The following is an 18,487-nucleotide window of genomic DNA, read 5'->3' on the forward strand; positions in this document are numbered from 1 at the left end:
TGAGGTGTTGCCCTTCTCCACTCGGCCCCCCGTCGTGAGCGGCCTCTCATCTTGACTACGAGCACCCTCCACACGATCCGACACCCGCCCCCGAAGTTTCTTCGAGAAGCTCCGATCAGTCGCTGAGCGCCAGGAGCTCGTCCAGCCGTTCGGTGGGAAAGTCGTGGGCGACCCAGCCCTGCTTGTAGCCGTGCAGTCAGCTCGACGGATGCGGTGCCGACTTCGAGCCGGCCTTTACCCCACCCGCGACCCGAAACCCGGTACTCGGACGTCCGCCACGGGACGGATCGTGTCAGATGGGTCGCTGAAGGAGTTGCTCACGTTGGGAGATGCGGGCGGTGGCTGGTAGGCGCCACATGGTGTAGGCGGCGGCCATGAGCTGTGCGGCTCGGCGAGGTGGTACGCGGCCGTAGCCTGTGCCGAAGCCGGGGGCGGCGATTCTCGTGATCGAGTCAGCCGCACGGTCCACGGCTAGCAGCGCGGCCCAGAAAGCGTCGTGTACGGCGATGTCCATCTCGCCTGTCAGAGGCATCGGCACGCGCATGGTCGGGGCGTAGATGAGCCAACGGCAAGCCTCGTCACCAGTCGGGACCACGCTCGCTGAGCCGACTGGTTGATAACCGTGGTGCTCGTCGGCGATCGCTGCCCACACTGAGCGCTGGACGTTGGGCCAGTAGCCGGCGAGTGCTCGATCGACCCCGCCGTCCATCTGCCCGTAGCTGTTTCCTGCCGTCAGAACGGCGTCGACCTCGGGCAGCACGTCCAGCAACGAACCCCGCCGTACGTCGATCGCTCCCTCGCTGATCTGCTCGGCGAAGACCTCGCACCACGCCGCGACGAGATCGGCGTCGAGGTCGACAAGGAGCAGGAGAGGTTGCATCACGCCGACGATACACACGCGAGGCCGACATACCTCGACAGGAACCGTCAGGGAGAGGGGGTTGGGGTGGGGAGCTCGAGTCGGGCCAGTAGACCGAGGTGGTCTGACAGGTAGCCGGGACCGCTGGGCAAGGGGTGTTTGTCGGTGAAGAGGAGGTCGACGTCGTTCACCTCGATCGCGTTGTTGACGAGGATGAAGTCGATGCACTGTGCGGTGCTGCCCGGCGGAAGGTACTCAGCATGGAACGTGGGTGGGCATTGGCCGTCGAACGCATCGCGTAGACCGGTCTGCTGTTGGAGGGCGCGATGCAACGTACTGATCCGGGCGACGTTGAAGTCTCCACACACCACTGTCGTTGACATGTCGGCTGCGACAACCTGCCCGAGGGCAGTGAGTTGGTCGCCCTGCAATTGGCGGAACCGGTTCTGCTCCGACCAGTCGCCGTCGGTGTTGGCCGTTGGGTGGACATTGAGCACCCTGACCCGGCTGTCTGCCAGCCGAACGGCGAGCAATCCGCTGTGCAGCGCATTCACCCGCGCTCGAACGGGTAGGCCTGAGCGGCGCGAAGCGTGCGGAAGCCTCGTGTACGCCGTGTCAGACAGCGGCTGCCGCGACAGCGTGACCAGGCCACCTCTGGGGCCGGCCAGCGACGGCCGATAGGCCACATGTGGGAACGACGGCATCCCTTTGCGGAGGAGTCTCAGGTGGTAATAGTCGAACAATTCCTGCAAGCAGACCAGGTCGATCTTGCTGGAGTCGAGCTCGGCCGCAATCGCCGCGAATCGTCCGGCAACGCGAGTGCCCTTGAGCGGGAGCCCGCGGGTGTTCAGTGTGGCGACCGTCAGCTGCGTAGTCATGGTGCGAGACAGCTTACGGACGAACCTACGCGACGTCGGGTCGTGTCATGAGAGGCGACTGGAGGTGGAGGGGGAGGTTGGGGCCGGTTAGGGGGACGGTGTTCCAGGTTGCGGTGGCGGTGGGGCCGTTGACGGTTAGGTGGACTCGGTGGGGGGTGGTGATGACGTAGAGGTCGGCGACGAAGGTGTTGTGCTGCCAGGCGGCGGAGGCTACTACTGGGCGGCCGAGAGGGGAGCTCTCGTGCCATTCGTTGTGGCCGGCCTTGATGGTTAGGGACGGGCCGAGGTGGATGCGCCAGCCGTCGGAGGTGGGGTCGACGGTGACTGGGGTTCCGTCGGGGAGGGCGGAATTGTCGGCGGAGGCGTCGATCGTTGCCTTGATGGAGCGGTCGGGGGCGGCTGTGCCTGGCACGGGTGGCGTGGAGAGTTGACGCAGGCGGTCGGCCAGGAGGGCGTCGTGCTCGGGGGTTGCCTGGGTGTCGAGTAGGTGGTCCCAGAAGAGGCCGGGTACGGCGTTTGTCGGGCCGACGGCGCCGGTCAGGGCGATGACGAGGTCGTGGGACGGCACGACCACGCAGTACTGGCCGAAGGAGCCGTGGCCGAAGTACCCGTGGCGCGAGATCCAGAACTGGTAGCCGTAGCCGGAGACGAAGTCGGGGTTCGGCGCCCAGTTGGGCAGGGGCAGCGTGTCGATGTGGCGCCGGGTTGCGAGCTCGATCCATTCGCGCGGGACGAGTTGTTGGTCGCCCCAACGTCCTCCGTGGAGGAGCAGTTCACCGAAGGCAGCGATGGCCTCGGTTGTGAGATGCAGACCGTGGAATCCGAAGGCGGCCCCGCTCGCGACGCGGTCCCATTCGGCGCCCTCGATGCCCATCGGCTTGAAGAGGCGCTCGTCGAGGAACTCGGGGAGTTCGCGGCCGGTGACCCGCTCGACCATCCGCGCCAGGATGAAGGTGGTCGCGTTGTCGTAGTCGTGCTGGGTCCCCTCGGCCGCGGGGAACGACACGCGCAGGAAGCCCTTCACCAGGTCGCTGGGCTCCAGCTCCCACGCTTCCTCGAGGCTGTCCTTGCCGTGCCCGGCTGTCATCGACAGCAAGTGGTGAACGGTGATGCGGCGGCCCTGCTCCGAGACGTCGGAAGGAACGTGATCGGGCAGTACGTCGACCACCCGATCGTCCAGCGACAGCAGCCCGTCGGTGATCGCGAGCCCGACAGCGATCGAGGTGAACGACTTGGTCAGCGAATACAGCAGGTGCGGGCGCTCGGCGGAGTACGGCGCCCACCAGCCTTCCGCGACGACCTGACCGCGGTACACGATCATGAGCGAGTGGCACTCGATGGACTGGGCTTCGAGCTCGTCCAGCAGCGCGAGGATCGACGTGGACGACATCCCCGCGGCGGCCGGTGTCGACCGCGGCAGGAGGGCGCGCTGAGAAGCCATCCGGGCACAGTAACAAGCCCGCCCGATCGGGTCATGCGATATATGCCCTTGCTTCTAAGGGCAAATGACCAGGCGAGAGAGGGGCGTGACGGCGTACCGTCGTGTGATGGACGGGCTTCGGGGGAGCGTAGAGGACGAGCTGTGGCCGCTGGTTGAGGGCTTTGTCGGCTCGCATGACGTGGCGGGGCTGGCTGTTGCGGTCGTGCGGGACGGCGAGGTTGTCTCGCGCGGATTCGGTGTGCGCGATGTTGGGAGCGGTACGCCGGTCACGCCGGAGACGATGTTTCATCTCGCGTCGGTGTCCAAGCCGTTCGTCGCGACGGCGATCGTTTCGCTGGCGAGCAAGCAAGAGCTCGATCTGGACGCTCCGATTACCGAATGGGTGCCCGAGTTCACGCTGGCCGACGGCCGGGCGGGGGAAGTCACGGCGCAGGGCTTGCTGAGTCACACGAGCGGTCTGCCCGACGTCTCGGACTACGGCTGGCACGATCCCCAGCTCGGCGACGATGCGCTGAGCGAGTTCGCTCGCAGCTTGTCGAGTTGGCGGCTGAAGGACCCGGCGTTCTCCTACTCCAACGCCGGCTACGAGCTGCTCGGCTTGGTCCTTTCGAGGGCGACGGGCACGACGTTCGAGGACGCCGTACGGCGGGAGGTCCTCAAGCCGCTGGGAATGCAGACGAGCACGTTCCTGCTCGCCGACGTACCAGCTGAACTGGCCGCCTCGCCGCACGTGGGAATGCCGCTGGCGGTGCCCGGTGATGCGTATCCGTACACCAGGCGTCATGCGCCGAGCTCGACGCTGCACTCGAACCTGGTCGAGTTGTCCCGCGGACTGATGGCGTACTTCGAGTCGGGTGCGACGCTCGACCTGATGTCCGAGCCAGTCGTGCAGGTGGGCAATCCTCCCTGGGGGGAGGCGATGGCGCTCGACTGGGCCGTGGGCAGCTATCTCGGGTATCGGACGTTGAGCCACAGCGGACTCGATCCCGGCTTCGGAGCGCGTCTCGTGCTCGTGCCTGATCGGCGTACCGGCGTCGTCGTCCTGGCCAACTCCAACACCGTCCCCGCCTCGTCGATCGCGAAGGCGGCACTCGACGTCGCACTCGGTGGCGGAGACCTGGGACTGACGGAGCTGCGCACCACCAAGCGCTCGATCGCAGGCCCCGTCGCCGAGGCCCTCGCAACGTCGGGTCCGGATGCCGCGCGGGCGGCGTACCACCAACTGCCAGCGGAAGAGTACGACCCCGACGACGAGGGATTCGATGACGCCGTGTGGGGAGCGATCGAGCTCCACCGCACCAACATGGTCTGGCCGCTCCTGCGCCTCTGGACCGACCTACGCCCAGACTCGCCCGCCGCCTGGACGATGACCGCCTGGGCCCACGAGCTGGACGACCACCCGGACCTCGCAACCACCGCCGCCCACCGCGCCCTCACCCTCGACCCCACGAACGACGACGCCGCGGACATCCTGAGCAGACTGCAGACCTAACGCTTCGCGGTGAAGCTGAGGTGGGTTATTCCGGTCGGGGTCGAGACGGGCTCGATGGTGTAGGTCTGTTCGAGGGAATCGAGGCCGTCCCAGAGGCGGACGCCGCGGCCCAGGAGGATGGGGACCTGGGCGACGTGCATGTAGTCGATCAGGCCTTCGGCGAGGAAGTCGCGGACCACGGTGGGGCCGCCGCCGATGCGTACGTCGGCGCCGGCGGCAGCCTCGCGGGCCTGGGCGACGGCTTCGGCCGGGGTGGTGTCGAGGAAGTGGAACGTGGTGCCGCCGTCCATCTCGATCGACGGGCGCGGGCGGTGGGTCAAGATGAAGACAGGTGTGTGGTACGGCGGATTCGGGCCCCACCAGCCCTTCCAGTCGGGGTCGTCCTGCCATCCGGGCGGGCCGAACTTGCCGGCGCCCATGATCTCGGCGCCGATGCCGGGGTTGTGCTGTTCGGCGAACGCGTTGTCCGCGCCCTGCGTGCCGCCGGACAGGTTGTCCTGCGCGCGGAAGAACTGTGTGCCGACGAACCACTCATGCAGCCGCTCACCGGCGTGCCCGAACGGGGCCTCCAGCGCCTGACCCTCGCCGGTCGCAAAACCGTCCAGCGAAATCGAAAGATTGTGAACTCTGACCTCGGACATGGTGTCGCTCCTTCAGCTCGTTGGGAGATGCTCACCAACTGGTCGGAGCCGACAGAGCCGCCTTGACATGACGAGAACGAATCACCGTTTCGAGGTGGTGCAGGTCAGGTGAGTCACCCGGGGCGACGCGACCGAACGCGTCTGGTCGAGCGCGATACGGTCCGGATCCACGTGGTCGAACAGACGGATCCCGGTGCCGAGCAGCACCGGCGAGAGGGAGATGGAGAACTCGTCGATCAGACCGCCGTCCAGGTACTGCTGGATCGCCTCGGCGCCGCCGGAGATCGGCTGCCAGGCCCTCATCGGTGGGTGAGCAATTAAAGGCCGTCGTGTAAAGCGTTATCAGGTATAGTGGTTCACAGAGCGGTCATTAAGATTGTAGGTGGAGTGATGGCGAGGCCGGTGTCGACTCGGGCTCGGTTGGGGGCCGAGAGGATTGGTGGGCATCTCGCGGCGTGGCGGAAGCTTGAAGGGCTGACTGCCGCGCAGGTTGCCGAGCGCGCGGGAATCTCGCGCGGGACGCTGCGCCGACTGGAGAACGGTGAGACGACTGTGGGGCTCGACGTTATGCTGAACGTGGCGCGGGCTCTCGGCGTGCTTGACCGCGTGGTCGACGCCTTCGATCCGTACGAGACAGATCTGGGGCGGGCGCGCGCGGACGAGGTGCTTCCGAAGCGAGTGCGGCGATGACTGGTTCACTCTTGGTCTCTGTCGACATCGACGGCGAGCCTGTCGAGGTCGGATCGGCGTACTTCAGTCGCCGTCGAGGTACGTCGTCGGCCTCGTTCCAATATGCTCCGAGCTATCTCGCCGACAGACGTGCCTATGCCATCGACCCTGTCCTCGGGTTGTTTGCCGGGCCTCAACAAACCGATGGGCTTCCGGGTGCGTTCGCAGATTGTTCGCCGGACCGGTGGGGCCGGGGTCTCATCACCAAGCGCCTTCAAGCGCTCGCGCTTCGGGAGGTGCGCACCGCGCCGTCGCTCGGCGATGCGGACTTCCTTGTCGGCGTCAGCGATCTGTCACGCCAAGGCGCGCTGCGGTTCAGAGCTATTGCCGACGGCCCCTTTCTCGATCCGGATCTGAACGTACCGAAGTTGGTCGAGTTGCCGCGCCTGCTGCAGGCCGTTGATCAAGTCGCCGGCGATGGTGATGACTTGGCCGCGGTAAAGGCGCTACTGGACGCGGGTTCGGGTTCACTCGGTGGGGCGCGACCAAAGGCATCGGTCCGCGATGGAGATCGCTTGCTGATCGCGAAGTTCCCGCACCGCGGTGATGACTGGGATGTGATGGCCTGGGAGAAGACAGCGCTGGACCTGGCGGAGCGGGCCGGGATCGAGGTTCCGGGGAGTGAGCTGCTAGAGATCGACGGTCGGCATGTCCTGGTGCTCGACCGGTTCGACCGTGACGGCGTACGGCGTCGCGGGTACATCAGCGCGATGACCTTGATCGAAGCACGCGACGGCGACGTACACGACTACGTCGAAGTCGCGGAGACGCTGACCGAGCATGGTGCGCGGGTCAAGACCGACCTCCACGAGTTGTGGCGGCGGATCGCTTTCTCGGTCGCGATCCACAACACCGACGATCACCTGCGCAATCACGGGTTCCTCCGTGAGGCAGGCGGATGGGGTCTGTCGCCGGTCTTCGACATCAACCCGAACCCGATCGTTTCCGAAGCACGTGTGACCGGAATCGGCGGCGCGCGCAGCCGAGCGGATGAGCTCACTGGACTGATGACGTACGCCGAAACCTTCGACCTGAGCGCGCGGGATGCGCAGCGGATCCTCCGCGAGGTCGGCGATGCGACGGGCGACTGGCGCAGAGTCGCTGCCGCACATGGGATTGGCGAGGCCGAGCGTCACCGCTTCGAGCCGGCATTCGACGGGCTCCGCGAGGAGCTCGCGACTGTCGCGAACGGCGCAGCGAGCGCCGACGGAGCGAGGCCTCGGGCGAGTGGCCAGCCCCGCGTGCAGAAGGGCTCGAGGCGTGGCGGTCAGTTCGCCGCCCGCCCCGAGCGAGAGCGCCCATCCTCGTAGCTGAGTCGAGGCGACCGAGGCGCCTTGCCGGCCACGAGCTCGCCGACGCTGCAAGGTGTCGTGCGCTGATATGGCGTGCCAGCGGCCTGTCCGGGCGGTGTCAGTGTCGCGTGCGCGGCCCGTGTCACGGTGAATGTGTGCCTCAGGCAACAAGCCGTGGAAGGGAGCAATTCATGTACGACGTAGTCATAGCTGGTGCCGGTCCGGTCGGGCTGTTCTTGGCGTGCGAGCTCGGTCTCGCGGGCTGTTCTGTGCTGGTGATCGAGCGCGATCCGGAAGGCCCGTCGCCGTGGCGGACCCAACCGCTCGGGATGCGGGGTCTGTCAGCGGCGTCGATCCAGGCGTTCTACCGCCGCGGGATGCTCGAGCCGTTGATGGACGGCAACGATGCCCCCGATCGTCCACGCATGGTCGGCCACTTCGCCGGCATGATGCTCGAGGCGGTCAACCTCGACGAGACCGCCTTTCCGTACCGGCTGCCCACCCCGGCGCCGGATGTCCTGCTGACAAGCCTCGAAACGGTCGAATCGCTCCTCGCCGAGCGGGCCGTCAAGCTCGGCGTCGACATCAAACGCAGTACGCCGGTCACAGGCATCACGCAGTACGACGAGGGCGTGGTCGTCCGCGCCGGCGACGAAGAGTACGCCGCGCGCTGGCTCGTCGGCTGCGACGGCGGGCGGAGCGCAGTACGCGGGCTCGCCGAGTTCGAGTTCGTCGGCACCGAGCCGGCGTTCACCGGCTACACCATGCACGTAGGCATCGCGGATCCCGAGAAGCTGAAGCCCGGCTTCAACCTCACGCCGACGGGCATGTACATCGAGATGATGTCCGCGGGCCACTACGGCATGTTCGACTTCGACGGCGGCGCGTTCGATCGCACGCAGGAGTCGACGCTCGACCACCTCCAAGAGGTACTGCGTCGCGTATCGGGCACCGACGTGACGTTGACCGACGTACACCTCGCGTCGAGTTTCACCGATCGCTCGATGCAGACGACGACGTACCGGAAGGGACGCGTCCTGCTCGCCGGCGATGCCGCGCACATCCACTCGCCCCTCGGCGGGCAGGGCCTCAACACCGGCCTCGGCGACGCGATCAACCTGGGCTGGAAGCTCGCCGCGACCGTGCGCGGGGACGCACCGGACGGACTGCTCGATACCTACACCAGCGAGCGTCATCCGATCGGCGCCTCGGTGCTCGACTGGACCCGGGCGCAGGTGGATGTGATGAGGCCGGGTCCGCAGTCCGAGGCGGTCCGCGGGCTGATCCGCGACCTGCTCGACACCCGCGACGGTACGACGTACGTCGTCGGCAAACTGTCCGGGTACTGGATCCGGTACGACCTCGGCGACGAGCACCCGCTGGTCGGCCGGCTCGCGCCGGATTTCTGCCTCGAGGACGGCACACGCCTCGGCGATCTGATGCAGGACGGCCGCGCCATCCTCCTCGACTTCACCGGAAGCCTGCGGGAACAACCCTGGGACCTCCAGTACGTCGCCGGCGCCGCTCGCAACGACCTCGGACTGCCGGCCGTCTTGATCCGCCCTGACGGCGTCGTCGCCTGGGTGGGTGATCCCGAGACGTTCGAAACCGCAGCCAGCCAGTGGTTCGCGCCTGGGCAGCTCGACAGGTAGTGCACCTCCGGGACGCTGTACGCACGCACCGATCCACGCTCAGGTGTACTACACGCCGGCAGACACATCCTGTCGAGCTGCCCACATCAGGCGCGACGGACGGTGATATTGCCGCCGTGAGTGCGGGCGCGTACGGCGATGGTGCGGTCGGTCGGCTCGGCGGCGTCCAACTCGTTGAACACGCGGCCGATCGAGGTGTGGGCATCCAGTTGGGCGGCGGTGCCGGCCGGTACTCCGACCGCGACGAAGCCGGTGGCGGTGTAGAGGTCGGCTGCACCGCTGCCGAGCTGCCCGACCTGGATGTCGCCGCTGGCGGTACGGGCGTTGACCGCGGCCCCGGCCACGTCGACGCTGATGTTGCCGGTGGCCGACTTGGCTCGCAGGTCGCCCACGACCTTGCCGACCTGGATGTCGCCGTTCGCGGTCTTCAGCTGGCAGGAGCCGACCTCACCCTCCACGACGTAGTCGCCCTTCGCCGTGTAGCCCTGGATGTCGGACCCGGTCGGCAGCTCGATCAGGACGGCCACCTCGCCGTACTTCTTCGCGAACAGTGTCCGCAGCTTCGGGTGCTTGACCTGCAGTTTCCCGTCGGTGAACTCGATGACGACCTGCTCGGCGGCCTGTACGTCGAGGTCCCAGGCCGGGTCAACCGGGCGGACCTCGACGACCGTGTCGGTTCGGTCGCCGGCCTTGACTGTGACGTTGCCGAAGATGATGTCGACGTCGGCGGAGATCGGCGCGGGAGTGGTGAAGGTCGGCATGATGGCTGTCCTTTGCGGGAGTCGGTGATGACAAGGACGACTCTCGCCGGGAGCCCTGACACCGCACCGCCATGAGCGCACGACGGGCAATGTCACGGGCGCTGACACGGTGTAGGCGGCGTGTCAGGTGCGTGTCAGGGCGGCTGCCGAAGGTAGTCCCATGACAACTTCGGCGATCGCGGTCTCAGGACTGCGCAAGACATTCGGCGACAAGATCGTGCTCGACGGCATCGACTTCGAAGTACCCGCGGGCACCGTCTTCTCGCTGCTCGGCCCGAACGGGGCCGGCAAGACGACAACGGTCAACGTGCTGACCACGTTGATCAAGGCCGACAGCGGCACGGTCCGGGTGGCCGGGCACGACGTCGCCGCCGACGCCAAGGCGGTCCGCTCGGCGATCGGGGTCACCGGCCAGTTCGCGGCGGTGGACGAGCTGCTGACCGGCCGGGAGAACCTCCAGTTGATGGTCGACCTGAGCCCGGTGCCGGCCAAGGACGGCAAGCGGATCGTGACCGATCTGCTCGAGCGCTTCGACCTGGTGGAGTCGGCCGACAAGTCCGCTGCGACGTACTCCGGAGGGATGCGGCGCAAGCTCGACCTGGCGATGACGCTGGTCGGCAACCCGCGGATCATCTTCCTGGACGAGCCGACCACGGGTCTGGACCCGCGCAGCCGGCGGACGATGTGGACGATCATCCGCGAACTGCTGGCCGACGGCGTGACGATCTTCCTCACCACGCAGTACCTGGACGAGGCCGACGAGCTCGCCGACCGGATCGCAGTACTGAACCAGGGCAAGTTGGTTGCCGAGGGCACCCCTGAGGAGCTCAAGCGGCAGATCCCCGGCACGCATGTCCGGTTCCGGTTCGCCAGCTTCGACGACCTCGACGTCGCCGCCGGAATCATGCCGGAATCGACCCGTGACGACGACGCGCTGACGCTGCGGGTGCCGAGCGACGGGGGTACCAAGTCGGTCCGCGCGCTGCTCGACCGCCTCGACGAGCACTCGCTCGACGCCGAGGAATTCTCCGTCCACACCCCTGATCTCGATGACGTTTTCCTGGCCCTGACCGGCCACGACACCGTGGAGGTAGTCGCGAAATGAAGAACCCCTCGATGGTGATGCTGCGCCGCAACTTCAAGCACATCGCCCGCAACCCAACCTCGGTCTTCAATGCGGTACTGATGCCGGTCGTGGTCATGCTGATGTTCGTCTACATGCTCGGCGACGCCTTCAGCGTCGGTGTTCCGTACGTCGATTACGCGACGCCCGGCATGCTCCTACTCGCGGTCTGCTACGGACTGGGATCAGTGGCCACGTCGGTGAACTCCGACATGACCAAGGGCATCATCAACCGGTTCAAGGTGATGGACGTACCGCGTGGCGCGGTGCTGACCTGTCACGTGATCGCCAGTCTGATGACGAACCTGATCGCGATCGCGGCGATCATCGGGGTGGCCTTCGCGCTCGGGTTCAACCCGTCGGCGAGCTTCGTCCAGTGGCTCGGTGTGATCGGCATCGTCGTACTGCTCGGTCTGGCGACCGGTTGGCTGACCGTCGCTCTCGGGCTGTTCGCGAAGACCCCGGAGACCGCGGGCCTGGCCTCGGTGCCGTTGATCATGCTGCCGTTCTTCAGCAGCGCGATCGTGCCGGCCGACAAGATGGGTCCGGGCGTGAAGCAGTTCGCGCAGTACCAGCCGTTCACGCCGATCATCGAGTCCCTGCGTGGACTGCTGAACGGCTCGGCGGCGACCGGCGACCTGCTCGCCGCACTCGCCTGGCTGGTCGGGATCGCGGTCGTCGGCTACATCTGGGCGACCTCGACCTTCAAGAAGCGAGCGTGACCCGGACCAACTCGGACCAGTCCGCCTGCCGTCCCTCTTCAGTCGCCTCGGTGAACCGCGTGTCACCGAGGCGACTGCGCGTTTCCTGCTCGATCCGGGTCAGGTCGGGGTTGGACAGGTCCGGCAGACCGCCGACGACGGCGCTCGCCGCGAGGAGCCGGGCGGCCTGCTCGTCCTGATCGGTGCGCAAGGCGAGATCCGCGATCCCGACCAGCACCTGCGCGATGCTCGGGATGTGGCCGGTCTCGGTCGCCGCCTGGACCGCGGCGCTGCGGTGCTCCCAGGACTCGTCGAGATCCTCGGCCAGGTAGCCGAGCACGTCGTGCCGGACGGTCCGCAGGCTGGCCCGCTCGGCCTCCTGTCCCAGCATCGTCGTCGCGACGGCGAGTTGGCGTCGCGCCTCGTCGTTGTTCCCACTCCAGCGCGCAAGCTCCGCCTTGCACAGCGCCAGCTCGACCAGCGCCTCCGGCCACGCGACCCGCTCCGCCTGCCGCTGTGCCTCCACCATCGCGGCGGCGCTCGACTCCAGGTCACCGGCCAGCCAGTACAGCTGCGCCTGCCGCGACCGCATCCGTACGACGTCCTCGGTGGCGCCGACCTCCGTGGCGACGGCGATCGCCTGTTCGCAGTACTCGCAGGCCTCGGTGAACTCGCCGCGGACGGCGACCCGGTCGGCCAGTTCGGTCAGCGCGAACGACATGCCCCACCGCTCGCCGATCGCGCGGAACTCGGCGAACCCGGCCTCGAGCAGGGCATCCGCCTCCGGGTCGCCGTCGCCGAGCATGATCCGCATCTTGCCGGTCTGCAGGCGAGCCAGTGCCCGTACCCAGGGATCGTCATCTTCGAGCAACGGCTCGAACGCCGACACGAACGCGCTCGGTCCGTCCAGCAGACGCTCCAGGGCGGTCGACAGCTTCACGGCCGGGTGCGGGTTCTGGACCCGGCGGCTGACGTCGGCGGCCTTCCGGATCCAGTCCTCCGCGTTGTACTGGTCGCGCCCTCGCCCGGACGTCATCAGGTTCGTGACGAACGCGTACACCACGGCCAGGGTCTCGTCGGCGACCTCACCCGGTACGGCGGGCGCAGCCATCAGGTACTCGTTGCCCTCGACCTTGTGTCCGGCGAACCACCAGTACCAGCCGGCCGCCGCGCCCAGCCGCATCGCTCCGTCGGCCTCCTGCGCCACGAGCGCGCCCCGCATCGCCGCGGCGATGTTGTCGTGCTCCGGCTCGAGAATGGCCAGCCATTCGAGCTGTTCGGCGCGGCGCAGATGCGGGTCCGCGGTCTCGGCGAGCTCGGTGAAGTACGCGAGATGCGTATGACGGGTCAGATCTGACTCGCCCGCTTCATCGAGACGCTGCTGCGCGTACTCCTTGATCGTGCCGAGCATGCGGTAGCGCGGAGCGCCCTCGTCCTTCGTGACCACGAGCGACTTCTCGGTCAAGGCAGTCAGCAGGTCGAGCACCTCCCACGACTCCACTTCGCCGCCGGCGCAGACCTGCTCGGCCGCCTCGAGGCTCGCGCCGCCGGCGAAGACCGAGAGTCTGCGCAGTACCGATCGCTCGGCGTCGGACAGCAGCTCCCAGCTCCAGTCGATCACCGCGCGCAACGTGCGATGCCGGGGGAGCGCCGTACGACTGCCGCCGGTCAGCAAGCGGAATCGGTCGTCGAGGCGGTTGGCGAGCTGCTCCAAGGACATCGTGCGCAAACGGGCTGCGGCAAGCTCGATGGCAAGCGGCATACCGTCCAAAGCCCTGCAAATACGGGCCATCGTGGCCAAGGTCTGCGCATCCGACGCGAGGTCTGCGCGTACTGCGCCGGCGCGATCCTGCAGGAGGCGAACGGCCGGCGATGAGTTGATCTCGCTGCCGTCCGCGGGGACGGCGAGCGGTGCGACCGGCCAGAGCGCCTCACCGGTGATGCCGAGCGGCTCGCGACTCGTTGCCAGGATCCGCAGCCGCGGGCATTCGCCGAGGACCCGGTGGGCGAACGCCGCCGCCGACTCGATCACGTGCTCGCAGTTGTCGAGAATCAGCAACATTGCCCGCTCGCGGACCGCGGCGATGACGCGGTCCGTCGGATCCGCCTCCGGTACGTCGCCGAGCAGCGCGTCCCGGAGCGCGAGCGCGGAGAGGGTCGCCTGCGCCACGTCGCCGTCGGGGCCTATCGCTGCGAGTTCGACCATCCAGGCTCCGTCGGGCAGGTCTTTGAGCAGGGTCCGCGCGGTCTCCGCGGACAGCCGGGTCTTGCCCGATCCGCCCGGCCCGATGAGCGTGGTGAGGCGGTGCTCGGCGATGAGATCGCGGACAGCGCTGACGTCGGCGTCTTTCCCGACGTACGTCGTGAGCTCTTCGCGCAGGTTGGTGTTGCGTCTCTCGTCCCGTCGTACGAGCTCGCCGCGGAGGAGGGCGACGTGGAGTGCGGACAGCTCGGGCGACGGGTCGACGCCGAGTTCGTCGGCGAGCGTTTCTCGGGTGCGCTCGTACACGCGGAGCGCTTCGGTGTCGCGGCCGGAGGCGACCAGGGCGCGCATCAACGCGGCGACGAGGCGTTCGCGGACCGGGTTCGCCGCGACCAGGTCGGTCAGCTCGGTGACCATCTCGGCGCCGCGGCCGAGCGTGATCTCGGCGTCGTACCGATCCTCCATCGCGGTCAGCCGGAGGCCGTCGAGCCGGGTCACAGCTGCGTCGAACGCACCGCTCTCAGTGAGACCGACGTCCTGCATCGCGGCACCGCGCCACAGCTCGAGTGCCTCGCGGAGCAGCCGCACGCCCTGCGGATCCTGGTCGGTGCGAGCCCGGGCAACAAGCCGTTCGAACCGTACGGCGTCCACCGCGTCGGGATCCACCTGCAGCCGGTAGCCGTCCGTGTGCCCTTCGACGGATCCTTCCGGGAGCACCTTTCGGAGCCGGGAAACCAAGCGCTGCAAGGCGTTCGCCGCGTCGGCCGGCGGCTGCTCACCCCAGATCCAGTCGACCAGCGTCGCCTTCTGCACCACGCGCCCCGGGTCGAGAGCCAGGGCAATCAGCAACGCGCGCAACCGCGCGCCCGGTACGTCGGCGATGCCGCCATCGTCCGCACGAACCTCGAATGGCCCCAACATCCCGATCTGCACCCGGCAGATTGTGCCACGCGACGCTAACCCGCCTTTGTCACCTGCTTCGCCCGGCTCGGGAGCGTGGCAAGGCCCGCCTCGATCAGCCGGGCCGCTCTCTCGACATCGCCGGCGGCGGCGTCGACTGCGTCCTGGACCGGCCGCTCTGGGCGCAGGTGAGTCCGAAGTGCGCGGAACTGGATCTTCCACAGGCCGAGCAGCGCGGCCGCCGCGACCTGGGGCTCCGGATCTCCGGGCTCGAGTCCGAACCGGGAGGCGAGTACCTCGGCGGCAACGTCGGCGAACCGCTCGGCGACGTCGCTCTGGTACGCCCGCAGCGACGGCGTCTCGTGAATGAGGTCCCCGAATTGTCGGTAGCGGGTCACAGCCTCGGCGGTGGTCAGGCTCGCGCTGATGCCCTGGAGCTCATCGTCCAGAACCTTGAGCATCGCGGCTACCGGGGGGATCGCCGGGTCGGCCAGGTGGGTGCGCAAGGCGTCGGCGGTCGGCTCCAGGCGGTCCAGGACCAGCGCCTCTTTGCTCGGGAAGTAGTTGAACACCGTCTTCTCGGAAACCCCGCAGGCCTCGGCGACATCAGCCACACGTACGGCGTCGTAGCCGCGCTCGAGGAACATCTGCGCGGCGGTGTCGGACAGCTGCTGACGCATCGCACGCTTCTTCCGCTCCCGCAGCCCCTCCATGCTCATGGCCGCAGACTACTACAGTCACCAGAAAAATACTGTTACTCTATTTTTCTAGTCACTGAATTTTCCATGGGAGGGCTGTCATGGCTGAGATCAAGATCGTGTGCGACTACCCCCATTCGCCGAGGAAGGTCTGGCAGGCAATGACCGACCCGGATCTGATTCCGTACTGGACCTCGACCGGCCAGGGCGGCCGCGCGGTCGGCTTCGAGCCCGTGGTCGGCAACCGGTTCCAGTTCGTCGCCAAGCCGGTGCCGGGCTGGCGGGGCATCGTCGACTGCGAGGTGCTGGAGGTCCGCGAGCAGGAGCTCCTGCGCTACACCTGGGTCGGCTCCGAGGGTGAGACCCCGAGCTACGTCACCTACCTACTGGAGCCGACGCCCGACGGCACCCGCTTCACCTACCACCACACAGGATTCGTCGGCGTCAGCGGCTTCGCGATGTCCAAACTCCTCGGTGCGGTCCGGAAGAAAATGCTAACCATCGGTCTGCCCGCCCTGCTTGCCAACTTGGACGAGACCGGCGTCCTGCGCAAGCCGTTAGCTGGTGCCTGAGGCAACTTCTTGGATGCATTCGGCAACCAGGTCGGGGCGATCGATGTGGAGATAGTGCCCGGAGTCAGGGACTACTTGGTGGCGGGCGCCGGACTGAGCGGCCAGGCAGTCCTGGACCGCGATCACCTGCGGAGTGAACTCCGCCGGCCTGCCCTTGGTGGCGGTGAGTACGACGATCGGGATCTTCGGCCAGACGGCTCGCGTACGGCGGGCGGCTAGCTCGTCGACGTGATCGAGGATCATCGGCAGCTCGTCGAGGTAGGTGAAGAGCTGGTCGTCGGTCTGCAGGTAGGAGCGGCAGGCCTCGGTCAGCAGGTGCTTCAGGCGCCGATCGGCCTTCACGCTGCGGGAGACGTCAGCAGCCAGTTCGTCGCCGAAGGCTAGGACATCTTTGGCTCGTGGGTCGTCCGCAGGCGGGCGGGTGCGGTCCGCGTGTGGTTCGGGCTCGGCGTCGCGCCAGAAGGTTTCGTGCGACGGGTCGAGGAGGACGAGCCCGGTGAGAAGATCGGGCCGGCTCCAAGTGGCCAGCTGGGCGAGCAGCCCGCCCCAGCTGTGCCCGACGACGGCGGCCGGCCCGACGTCTTCCAGTACGGCGATGAGGTCGTCGACCTGGAGCTCCAAGCTCAGGGGAGCGGGTTCGCTCGCGCCGTACCCGGCTCGGTCGTACGCGATCACGCGGAAGTCGGCGACCAGTTCCTGGACGACGGCCGCATACCCGACGACCGGCGACATCGCCCCCGCCTCGAGCACGACGCTCGGGCCTGCACCCGCCTCGATCCAGCGGAGTGCGCGACCTCCGCGGTCGAGTTCTCGGCGGGTGGCACCACCTCCGGCCAGTGCGTCGAACGCCGCGAGGACTCGGTCCGTCATTACGACCGGACGGCCTTCTTCACGAGTGCGATGAGCTTCTTCTCGATCGCCGGGGTGAGCTTGTTGACGGCGTACGACGTGGGCCACAGGTCGCCGTCGTCGATCTTGGCCTCGTCGCTGAAGCCGAAGGTGGCGTAGCGGGCCTTGAACTTGGCAGCGTCCTGGAAGAAGCAGACATTCTTGCCGCCGAGCGTCCAGCCGGGCATGCCGTACCAGAGCTTCGGCGACAGCTCCGGCGCCTCGGCCGCGATCAGGTCGTGCAGCCGCTGCGCCATCTCCCGGTCACCGTCAGCCATACCCGCGATCTTCTCCAGCTGCGCCTCGGTCGGGTCCTGCTTGCTCTTCAGGTCCTTCGCGTGCTCCTTCATCGCGGCGACCTCGTCCTCGGTGAACCCGTCGTACGACTTGCCCTTGGCTGCTGTCTTCTTCGTGGTGGCCATCGCAGTGTCCTCTCGGTCGGTCTGAACACTCCACACACTAAGAGCCGTCGTACGCCGGGCGCTTCTTGAAAACTGATCGATCAGGTCAAGGCGGTCAGAGCGGGGTGGCGCTGGGCGAGGTACGCGCTGCGCACGATCGTCTCCTTGTAGCGGGCCGCGGCCCGGCCGGTGAGCACCGTTTTGCGAGGCGAGTCGTCCGCATGGACGAACTGGATCAGTGCGTCGTTGCGCCCGAGGCTGATGCACTGGTTGATGTAGCGGAACCGCAGCGGCTTCGGCTCATGACCCTCCAAGCGAGCCTTCAGCGACCGTACGGCGTGGGCCGCCGCCGGCAGACCGGTTGCGCAGGCCATCCGCAGCTCCTGACCGCTTGTACGACGTACCGCTGCTGCATCTCCCACCGCGTAAACGTCCGGGTGGGACGTGGACCGCAGCGTCGCGTCGACCTGCATCCGACCGTGCGCGTCGACCGCGAATCCAGCCTCGGCCGCCAGCGGGGACACCTCGAACCCAGTCGTCCACACCACGACATCCGCGGCCACGCTATCCCCGTCGTCCAGCTTGAGACCGTCCGCGTCCACCGCGGCGACGCGGGCGTTCTCGACCAGCTCGATGCCGAGGCGGTCGAACGCGTGGTGCAGGTGCTTGCGGCCACGCTCCGAGAGAGCGGAGCCGAGTCGACCGCTGGTGACGAGTCGCACGACCCGGTCCGGGTACGTCTCGGCGAGCTCGGTCGCCGCCTCGATCCCGGTCAGCCCGCCGCCGACGACAGCGATCGTGCCACTGGTGCGGAGGCGGTCGCGCAGCTCTCCCGCGTGGTCGACATCGGCCACGGTGAAGGCGTATTCGCTTGCCCCCGGCACCGAGTTGAGATCGGCCCGGCTCCCCAGCGCGTAGATCAGTACGTCGTACCGCAGCTCGCGATCGCTCAGCACGACGGTCCGGTTCTCCGCGTCGATCCGCTGCACCCGATCGGCGACGAACTGGACACCCGTCCCCTCGAGCAGGTCCTTGATCGGCCGCTCCGGCAGCTGCTGCCCGGACGCGAACTGGTGCATCCGGACCCGCTCGACGAAGGTCTCCCGCGCGTTGACAAGCGTAACGGCTGAATCCGTACGGCGGGCTGCCAGCTTGGCCGCGACGAGCCCGGAGTACCCAGCTCCTAGTACGACGATGTGCATGTCCGCACTCCTTTCGACGAACACCAGACACCGCCCACCACCGCGGATGTGACG

18 protein-coding genes are annotated in these 18,487 nt (G+C 67.6%); 7 read left to right on the forward strand and 11 right to left on the reverse strand.

Annotation, left to right across the window (positions count from 1 at the left end; genetic code table 11):
* Window positions 1–292 precede the first annotated feature (292 nt).
* From ACQPYH_RS13145 to ACQPYH_RS13155, 3 genes are read right to left on the reverse strand one after another with little or no spacing between them, the layout of a single operon-like run.
* The gene (locus ACQPYH_RS13145) at window positions 293–880 is read right to left on the reverse strand and encodes a macro domain-containing protein (RefSeq protein ID WP_432890610.1); all 588 of its coding nucleotides are present in this window, start codon (window positions 878–880) and stop codon (window positions 293–295) included.
* A 47-nt stretch (window positions 881–927) separates the two neighbouring features.
* Window positions 928–1,737, reverse strand: coding sequence for an endonuclease/exonuclease/phosphatase family protein (locus ACQPYH_RS13150; RefSeq protein WP_432890613.1), 810 nt, complete (start codon window positions 1,735–1,737; stop codon window positions 928–930).
* A 25-nt stretch (window positions 1,738–1,762) separates the two neighbouring features.
* Window positions 1,763–3,178: a serine hydrolase domain-containing protein gene (locus tag ACQPYH_RS13155; protein ID WP_432890616.1), complete on the reverse strand. Its 1,416-nt coding sequence runs from the start codon at window positions 3,176–3,178 to the stop codon at window positions 1,763–1,765.
* A 106-nt stretch (window positions 3,179–3,284) separates the two neighbouring features.
* On the opposite strand from ACQPYH_RS13155, the gene ACQPYH_RS13160 reads away from it, so the two are divergent.
* Complete coding sequence (locus tag ACQPYH_RS13160) at window positions 3,285–4,670, forward strand: serine hydrolase (protein ID WP_432890619.1); 1,386 nt, start codon at window positions 3,285–3,287, stop codon at window positions 4,668–4,670.
* Here the strand turns inward: ACQPYH_RS13160 and ACQPYH_RS13165 are convergent.
* Both ACQPYH_RS13165 and ACQPYH_RS13170 read right to left on the reverse strand, forming a co-directional pair.
* Window positions 4,667–5,311 carry a dihydrofolate reductase family protein gene (locus ACQPYH_RS13165; RefSeq protein WP_432890622.1) on the reverse strand — a complete coding sequence of 215 codons (645 nt, stop codon included), beginning with the start codon at window positions 5,309–5,311 and terminating at the stop codon, window positions 4,667–4,669. The genes ACQPYH_RS13160 and ACQPYH_RS13165 overlap by 4 nt on opposite strands.
* 81 nt (window positions 5,312–5,392) lie before the next feature.
* Window positions 5,393–5,614: a dihydrofolate reductase family protein gene (locus ACQPYH_RS13170; RefSeq protein WP_432890624.1), complete on the reverse strand. Its 222-nt coding sequence runs from the start codon at window positions 5,612–5,614 to the stop codon at window positions 5,393–5,395.
* An 87-nt stretch (window positions 5,615–5,701) separates the two neighbouring features.
* On the opposite strand from ACQPYH_RS13170, the gene ACQPYH_RS13175 reads away from it, so the two are divergent.
* The 3 genes from ACQPYH_RS13175 to ACQPYH_RS13185 all read left to right on the forward strand — a co-directional run bounded on the left by ACQPYH_RS13175 (window position 5,702) and on the right by ACQPYH_RS13185 (window position 8,984).
* Window positions 5,702–6,001 carry a helix-turn-helix domain-containing protein gene (locus ACQPYH_RS13175; RefSeq protein ID WP_432890627.1) on the forward strand — a complete coding sequence of 100 codons (300 nt, stop codon included), beginning with the start codon at window positions 5,702–5,704 and terminating at the stop codon, window positions 5,999–6,001.
* Complete coding sequence (locus ACQPYH_RS13180; RefSeq protein WP_432890629.1) at window positions 5,998–7,350, forward strand: type II toxin-antitoxin system HipA family toxin; 1,353 nt, start codon at window positions 5,998–6,000, stop codon at window positions 7,348–7,350. The genes ACQPYH_RS13175 and ACQPYH_RS13180 overlap by 4 nt, the downstream gene beginning before the upstream one ends.
* Window positions 7,351–7,523: 173 nt before the next feature.
* Window positions 7,524–8,984, forward strand: coding sequence for an FAD-dependent monooxygenase (locus ACQPYH_RS13185; protein WP_432890632.1), 1,461 nt, complete (start codon window positions 7,524–7,526; stop codon window positions 8,982–8,984).
* Window positions 8,985–9,070: 86 nt separating this feature from the next.
* Here the strand turns inward: ACQPYH_RS13185 and ACQPYH_RS13190 are convergent, their stop codons facing one another.
* Window positions 9,071–9,745, reverse strand: coding sequence for a DUF4097 family beta strand repeat-containing protein (locus tag ACQPYH_RS13190; protein WP_432890635.1), 675 nt, complete (start codon window positions 9,743–9,745; stop codon window positions 9,071–9,073).
* A gap of 160 nt (window positions 9,746–9,905) precedes the next feature.
* Between ACQPYH_RS13190 and ACQPYH_RS13195 the strand changes: the two genes are divergently transcribed.
* Window positions 9,906–10,850 (forward strand): ATP-binding cassette domain-containing protein, encoded by a 945-nt coding sequence (locus ACQPYH_RS13195; RefSeq protein ID WP_432890638.1) that lies wholly within the window; start codon window positions 9,906–9,908, stop codon window positions 10,848–10,850.
* Window positions 10,847–11,590 (forward strand): ABC transporter permease, encoded by a 744-nt coding sequence (locus ACQPYH_RS13200; RefSeq protein ID WP_432890640.1) that lies wholly within the window; start codon window positions 10,847–10,849, stop codon window positions 11,588–11,590. Before ACQPYH_RS13195 ends, ACQPYH_RS13200 begins: the two co-directional genes overlap by 4 nt.
* On the opposite strand, the gene ACQPYH_RS13205 is transcribed toward ACQPYH_RS13200, so the two are convergent.
* Both ACQPYH_RS13205 and ACQPYH_RS13210 read right to left on the reverse strand, forming a co-directional pair.
* Window positions 11,574–14,705, reverse strand: a complete 3,132-nt coding sequence (locus ACQPYH_RS13205; RefSeq protein ID WP_432890642.1) for a BTAD domain-containing putative transcriptional regulator — start codon at window positions 14,703–14,705, stop codon at window positions 11,574–11,576. The two genes, ACQPYH_RS13200 and ACQPYH_RS13205, sit on opposite strands and share 17 nt — an antisense overlap.
* A 23-nt stretch (window positions 14,706–14,728) precedes the next feature.
* Window positions 14,729–15,391 carry a TetR/AcrR family transcriptional regulator gene (locus ACQPYH_RS13210; protein ID WP_432890645.1) on the reverse strand — a complete coding sequence of 221 codons (663 nt, stop codon included), beginning with the start codon at window positions 15,389–15,391 and terminating at the stop codon, window positions 14,729–14,731.
* An 80-nt stretch (window positions 15,392–15,471) separates the two neighbouring features.
* Between ACQPYH_RS13210 and ACQPYH_RS13215 the strand changes: the two genes are divergently transcribed.
* Window positions 15,472–15,942 carry an SRPBCC family protein gene (locus tag ACQPYH_RS13215; protein WP_432890647.1) on the forward strand — a complete coding sequence of 157 codons (471 nt, stop codon included), beginning with the start codon at window positions 15,472–15,474 and terminating at the stop codon, window positions 15,940–15,942.
* On the opposite strand, the gene ACQPYH_RS13220 is transcribed toward ACQPYH_RS13215, so the two are convergent.
* The 3 genes from ACQPYH_RS13220 to ACQPYH_RS13230 all read right to left on the reverse strand — a co-directional run bounded on the left by ACQPYH_RS13220 (window position 15,928) and on the right by ACQPYH_RS13230 (window position 18,433).
* Window positions 15,928–16,812 (reverse strand): alpha/beta fold hydrolase, encoded by an 885-nt coding sequence (locus ACQPYH_RS13220; RefSeq protein ID WP_432890650.1) that lies wholly within the window; start codon window positions 16,810–16,812, stop codon window positions 15,928–15,930. The two genes, ACQPYH_RS13215 and ACQPYH_RS13220, sit on opposite strands and share 15 nt — an antisense overlap.
* Entirely contained in the window at window positions 16,812–17,252 is a 441-nt protein-coding gene (locus tag ACQPYH_RS13225; protein WP_432890652.1) for an iron chaperone, read from the reverse strand. The genes ACQPYH_RS13220 and ACQPYH_RS13225 overlap by 1 nt, the downstream gene beginning before the upstream one ends.
* A gap of 80 nt (window positions 17,253–17,332) precedes the next feature.
* Window positions 17,333–18,433, reverse strand: coding sequence for an NAD(P)/FAD-dependent oxidoreductase (locus ACQPYH_RS13230; RefSeq protein ID WP_432890654.1), 1,101 nt, complete (start codon window positions 18,431–18,433; stop codon window positions 17,333–17,335).
* Between the last annotated feature and the right edge of the window lie 54 nt (window positions 18,434–18,487).

It is taken from the genome of Kribbella sp. CA-245084 (assembly GCF_050942355.1).
In the GTDB taxonomy this organism is placed as follows: Bacteria; Actinomycetota; Actinomycetes; order Propionibacteriales; family Kribbellaceae; genus Kribbella.

Coding starts and splice junctions, on each gene's coding strand:
- ACQPYH_RS13150 (WP_432890613.1), bottom strand. CDS start 1,737: ATGACTACGCAGCTGACGGTCGCCACACTGAACACCCGCGGGCTCCCG.
- ACQPYH_RS13145 (WP_432890610.1), bottom strand. CDS start 880: ATGCAACCTCTCCTGCTCCTTGTCGACCTCGACGCCGATCTCGTCGCG.
- ACQPYH_RS13160 (WP_432890619.1), top strand. CDS start 3,285: ATGGACGGGCTTCGGGGGAGCGTAGAGGACGAGCTGTGGCCGCTGGTT.
- ACQPYH_RS13220 (WP_432890650.1), bottom strand. CDS start 16,812: ATGACGGACCGAGTCCTCGCGGCGTTCGACGCACTGGCCGGAGGTGGT.
- ACQPYH_RS13175 (WP_432890627.1), top strand. CDS start 5,702: ATGGCGAGGCCGGTGTCGACTCGGGCTCGGTTGGGGGCCGAGAGGATT.
- ACQPYH_RS13170 (WP_432890624.1), bottom strand. CDS start 5,614: ATGAGGGCCTGGCAGCCGATCTCCGGCGGCGCCGAGGCGATCCAGCAG.
- ACQPYH_RS13215 (WP_432890647.1), top strand. CDS start 15,472: ATGGCTGAGATCAAGATCGTGTGCGACTACCCCCATTCGCCGAGGAAG.
- ACQPYH_RS13165 (WP_432890622.1), bottom strand. CDS start 5,311: ATGTCCGAGGTCAGAGTTCACAATCTTTCGATTTCGCTGGACGGTTTT.
- ACQPYH_RS13200 (WP_432890640.1), top strand. CDS start 10,847: ATGAAGAACCCCTCGATGGTGATGCTGCGCCGCAACTTCAAGCACATC.
- ACQPYH_RS13185 (WP_432890632.1), top strand. CDS start 7,524: ATGTACGACGTAGTCATAGCTGGTGCCGGTCCGGTCGGGCTGTTCTTG.
- ACQPYH_RS13225 (WP_432890652.1), bottom strand. CDS start 17,252: ATGGCCACCACGAAGAAGACAGCAGCCAAGGGCAAGTCGTACGACGGG.
- ACQPYH_RS13155 (WP_432890616.1), bottom strand. CDS start 3,178: ATGGCTTCTCAGCGCGCCCTCCTGCCGCGGTCGACACCGGCCGCCGCG.
- ACQPYH_RS13190 (WP_432890635.1), bottom strand. CDS start 9,745: ATGCCGACCTTCACCACTCCCGCGCCGATCTCCGCCGACGTCGACATC.
- ACQPYH_RS13230 (WP_432890654.1), bottom strand. CDS start 18,433: ATGCACATCGTCGTACTAGGAGCTGGGTACTCCGGGCTCGTCGCGGCC.
- ACQPYH_RS13210 (WP_432890645.1), bottom strand. CDS start 15,391: ATGAGCATGGAGGGGCTGCGGGAGCGGAAGAAGCGTGCGATGCGTCAG.
- ACQPYH_RS13180 (WP_432890629.1), top strand. CDS start 5,998: ATGACTGGTTCACTCTTGGTCTCTGTCGACATCGACGGCGAGCCTGTC.
- ACQPYH_RS13195 (WP_432890638.1), top strand. CDS start 9,906: ATGACAACTTCGGCGATCGCGGTCTCAGGACTGCGCAAGACATTCGGC.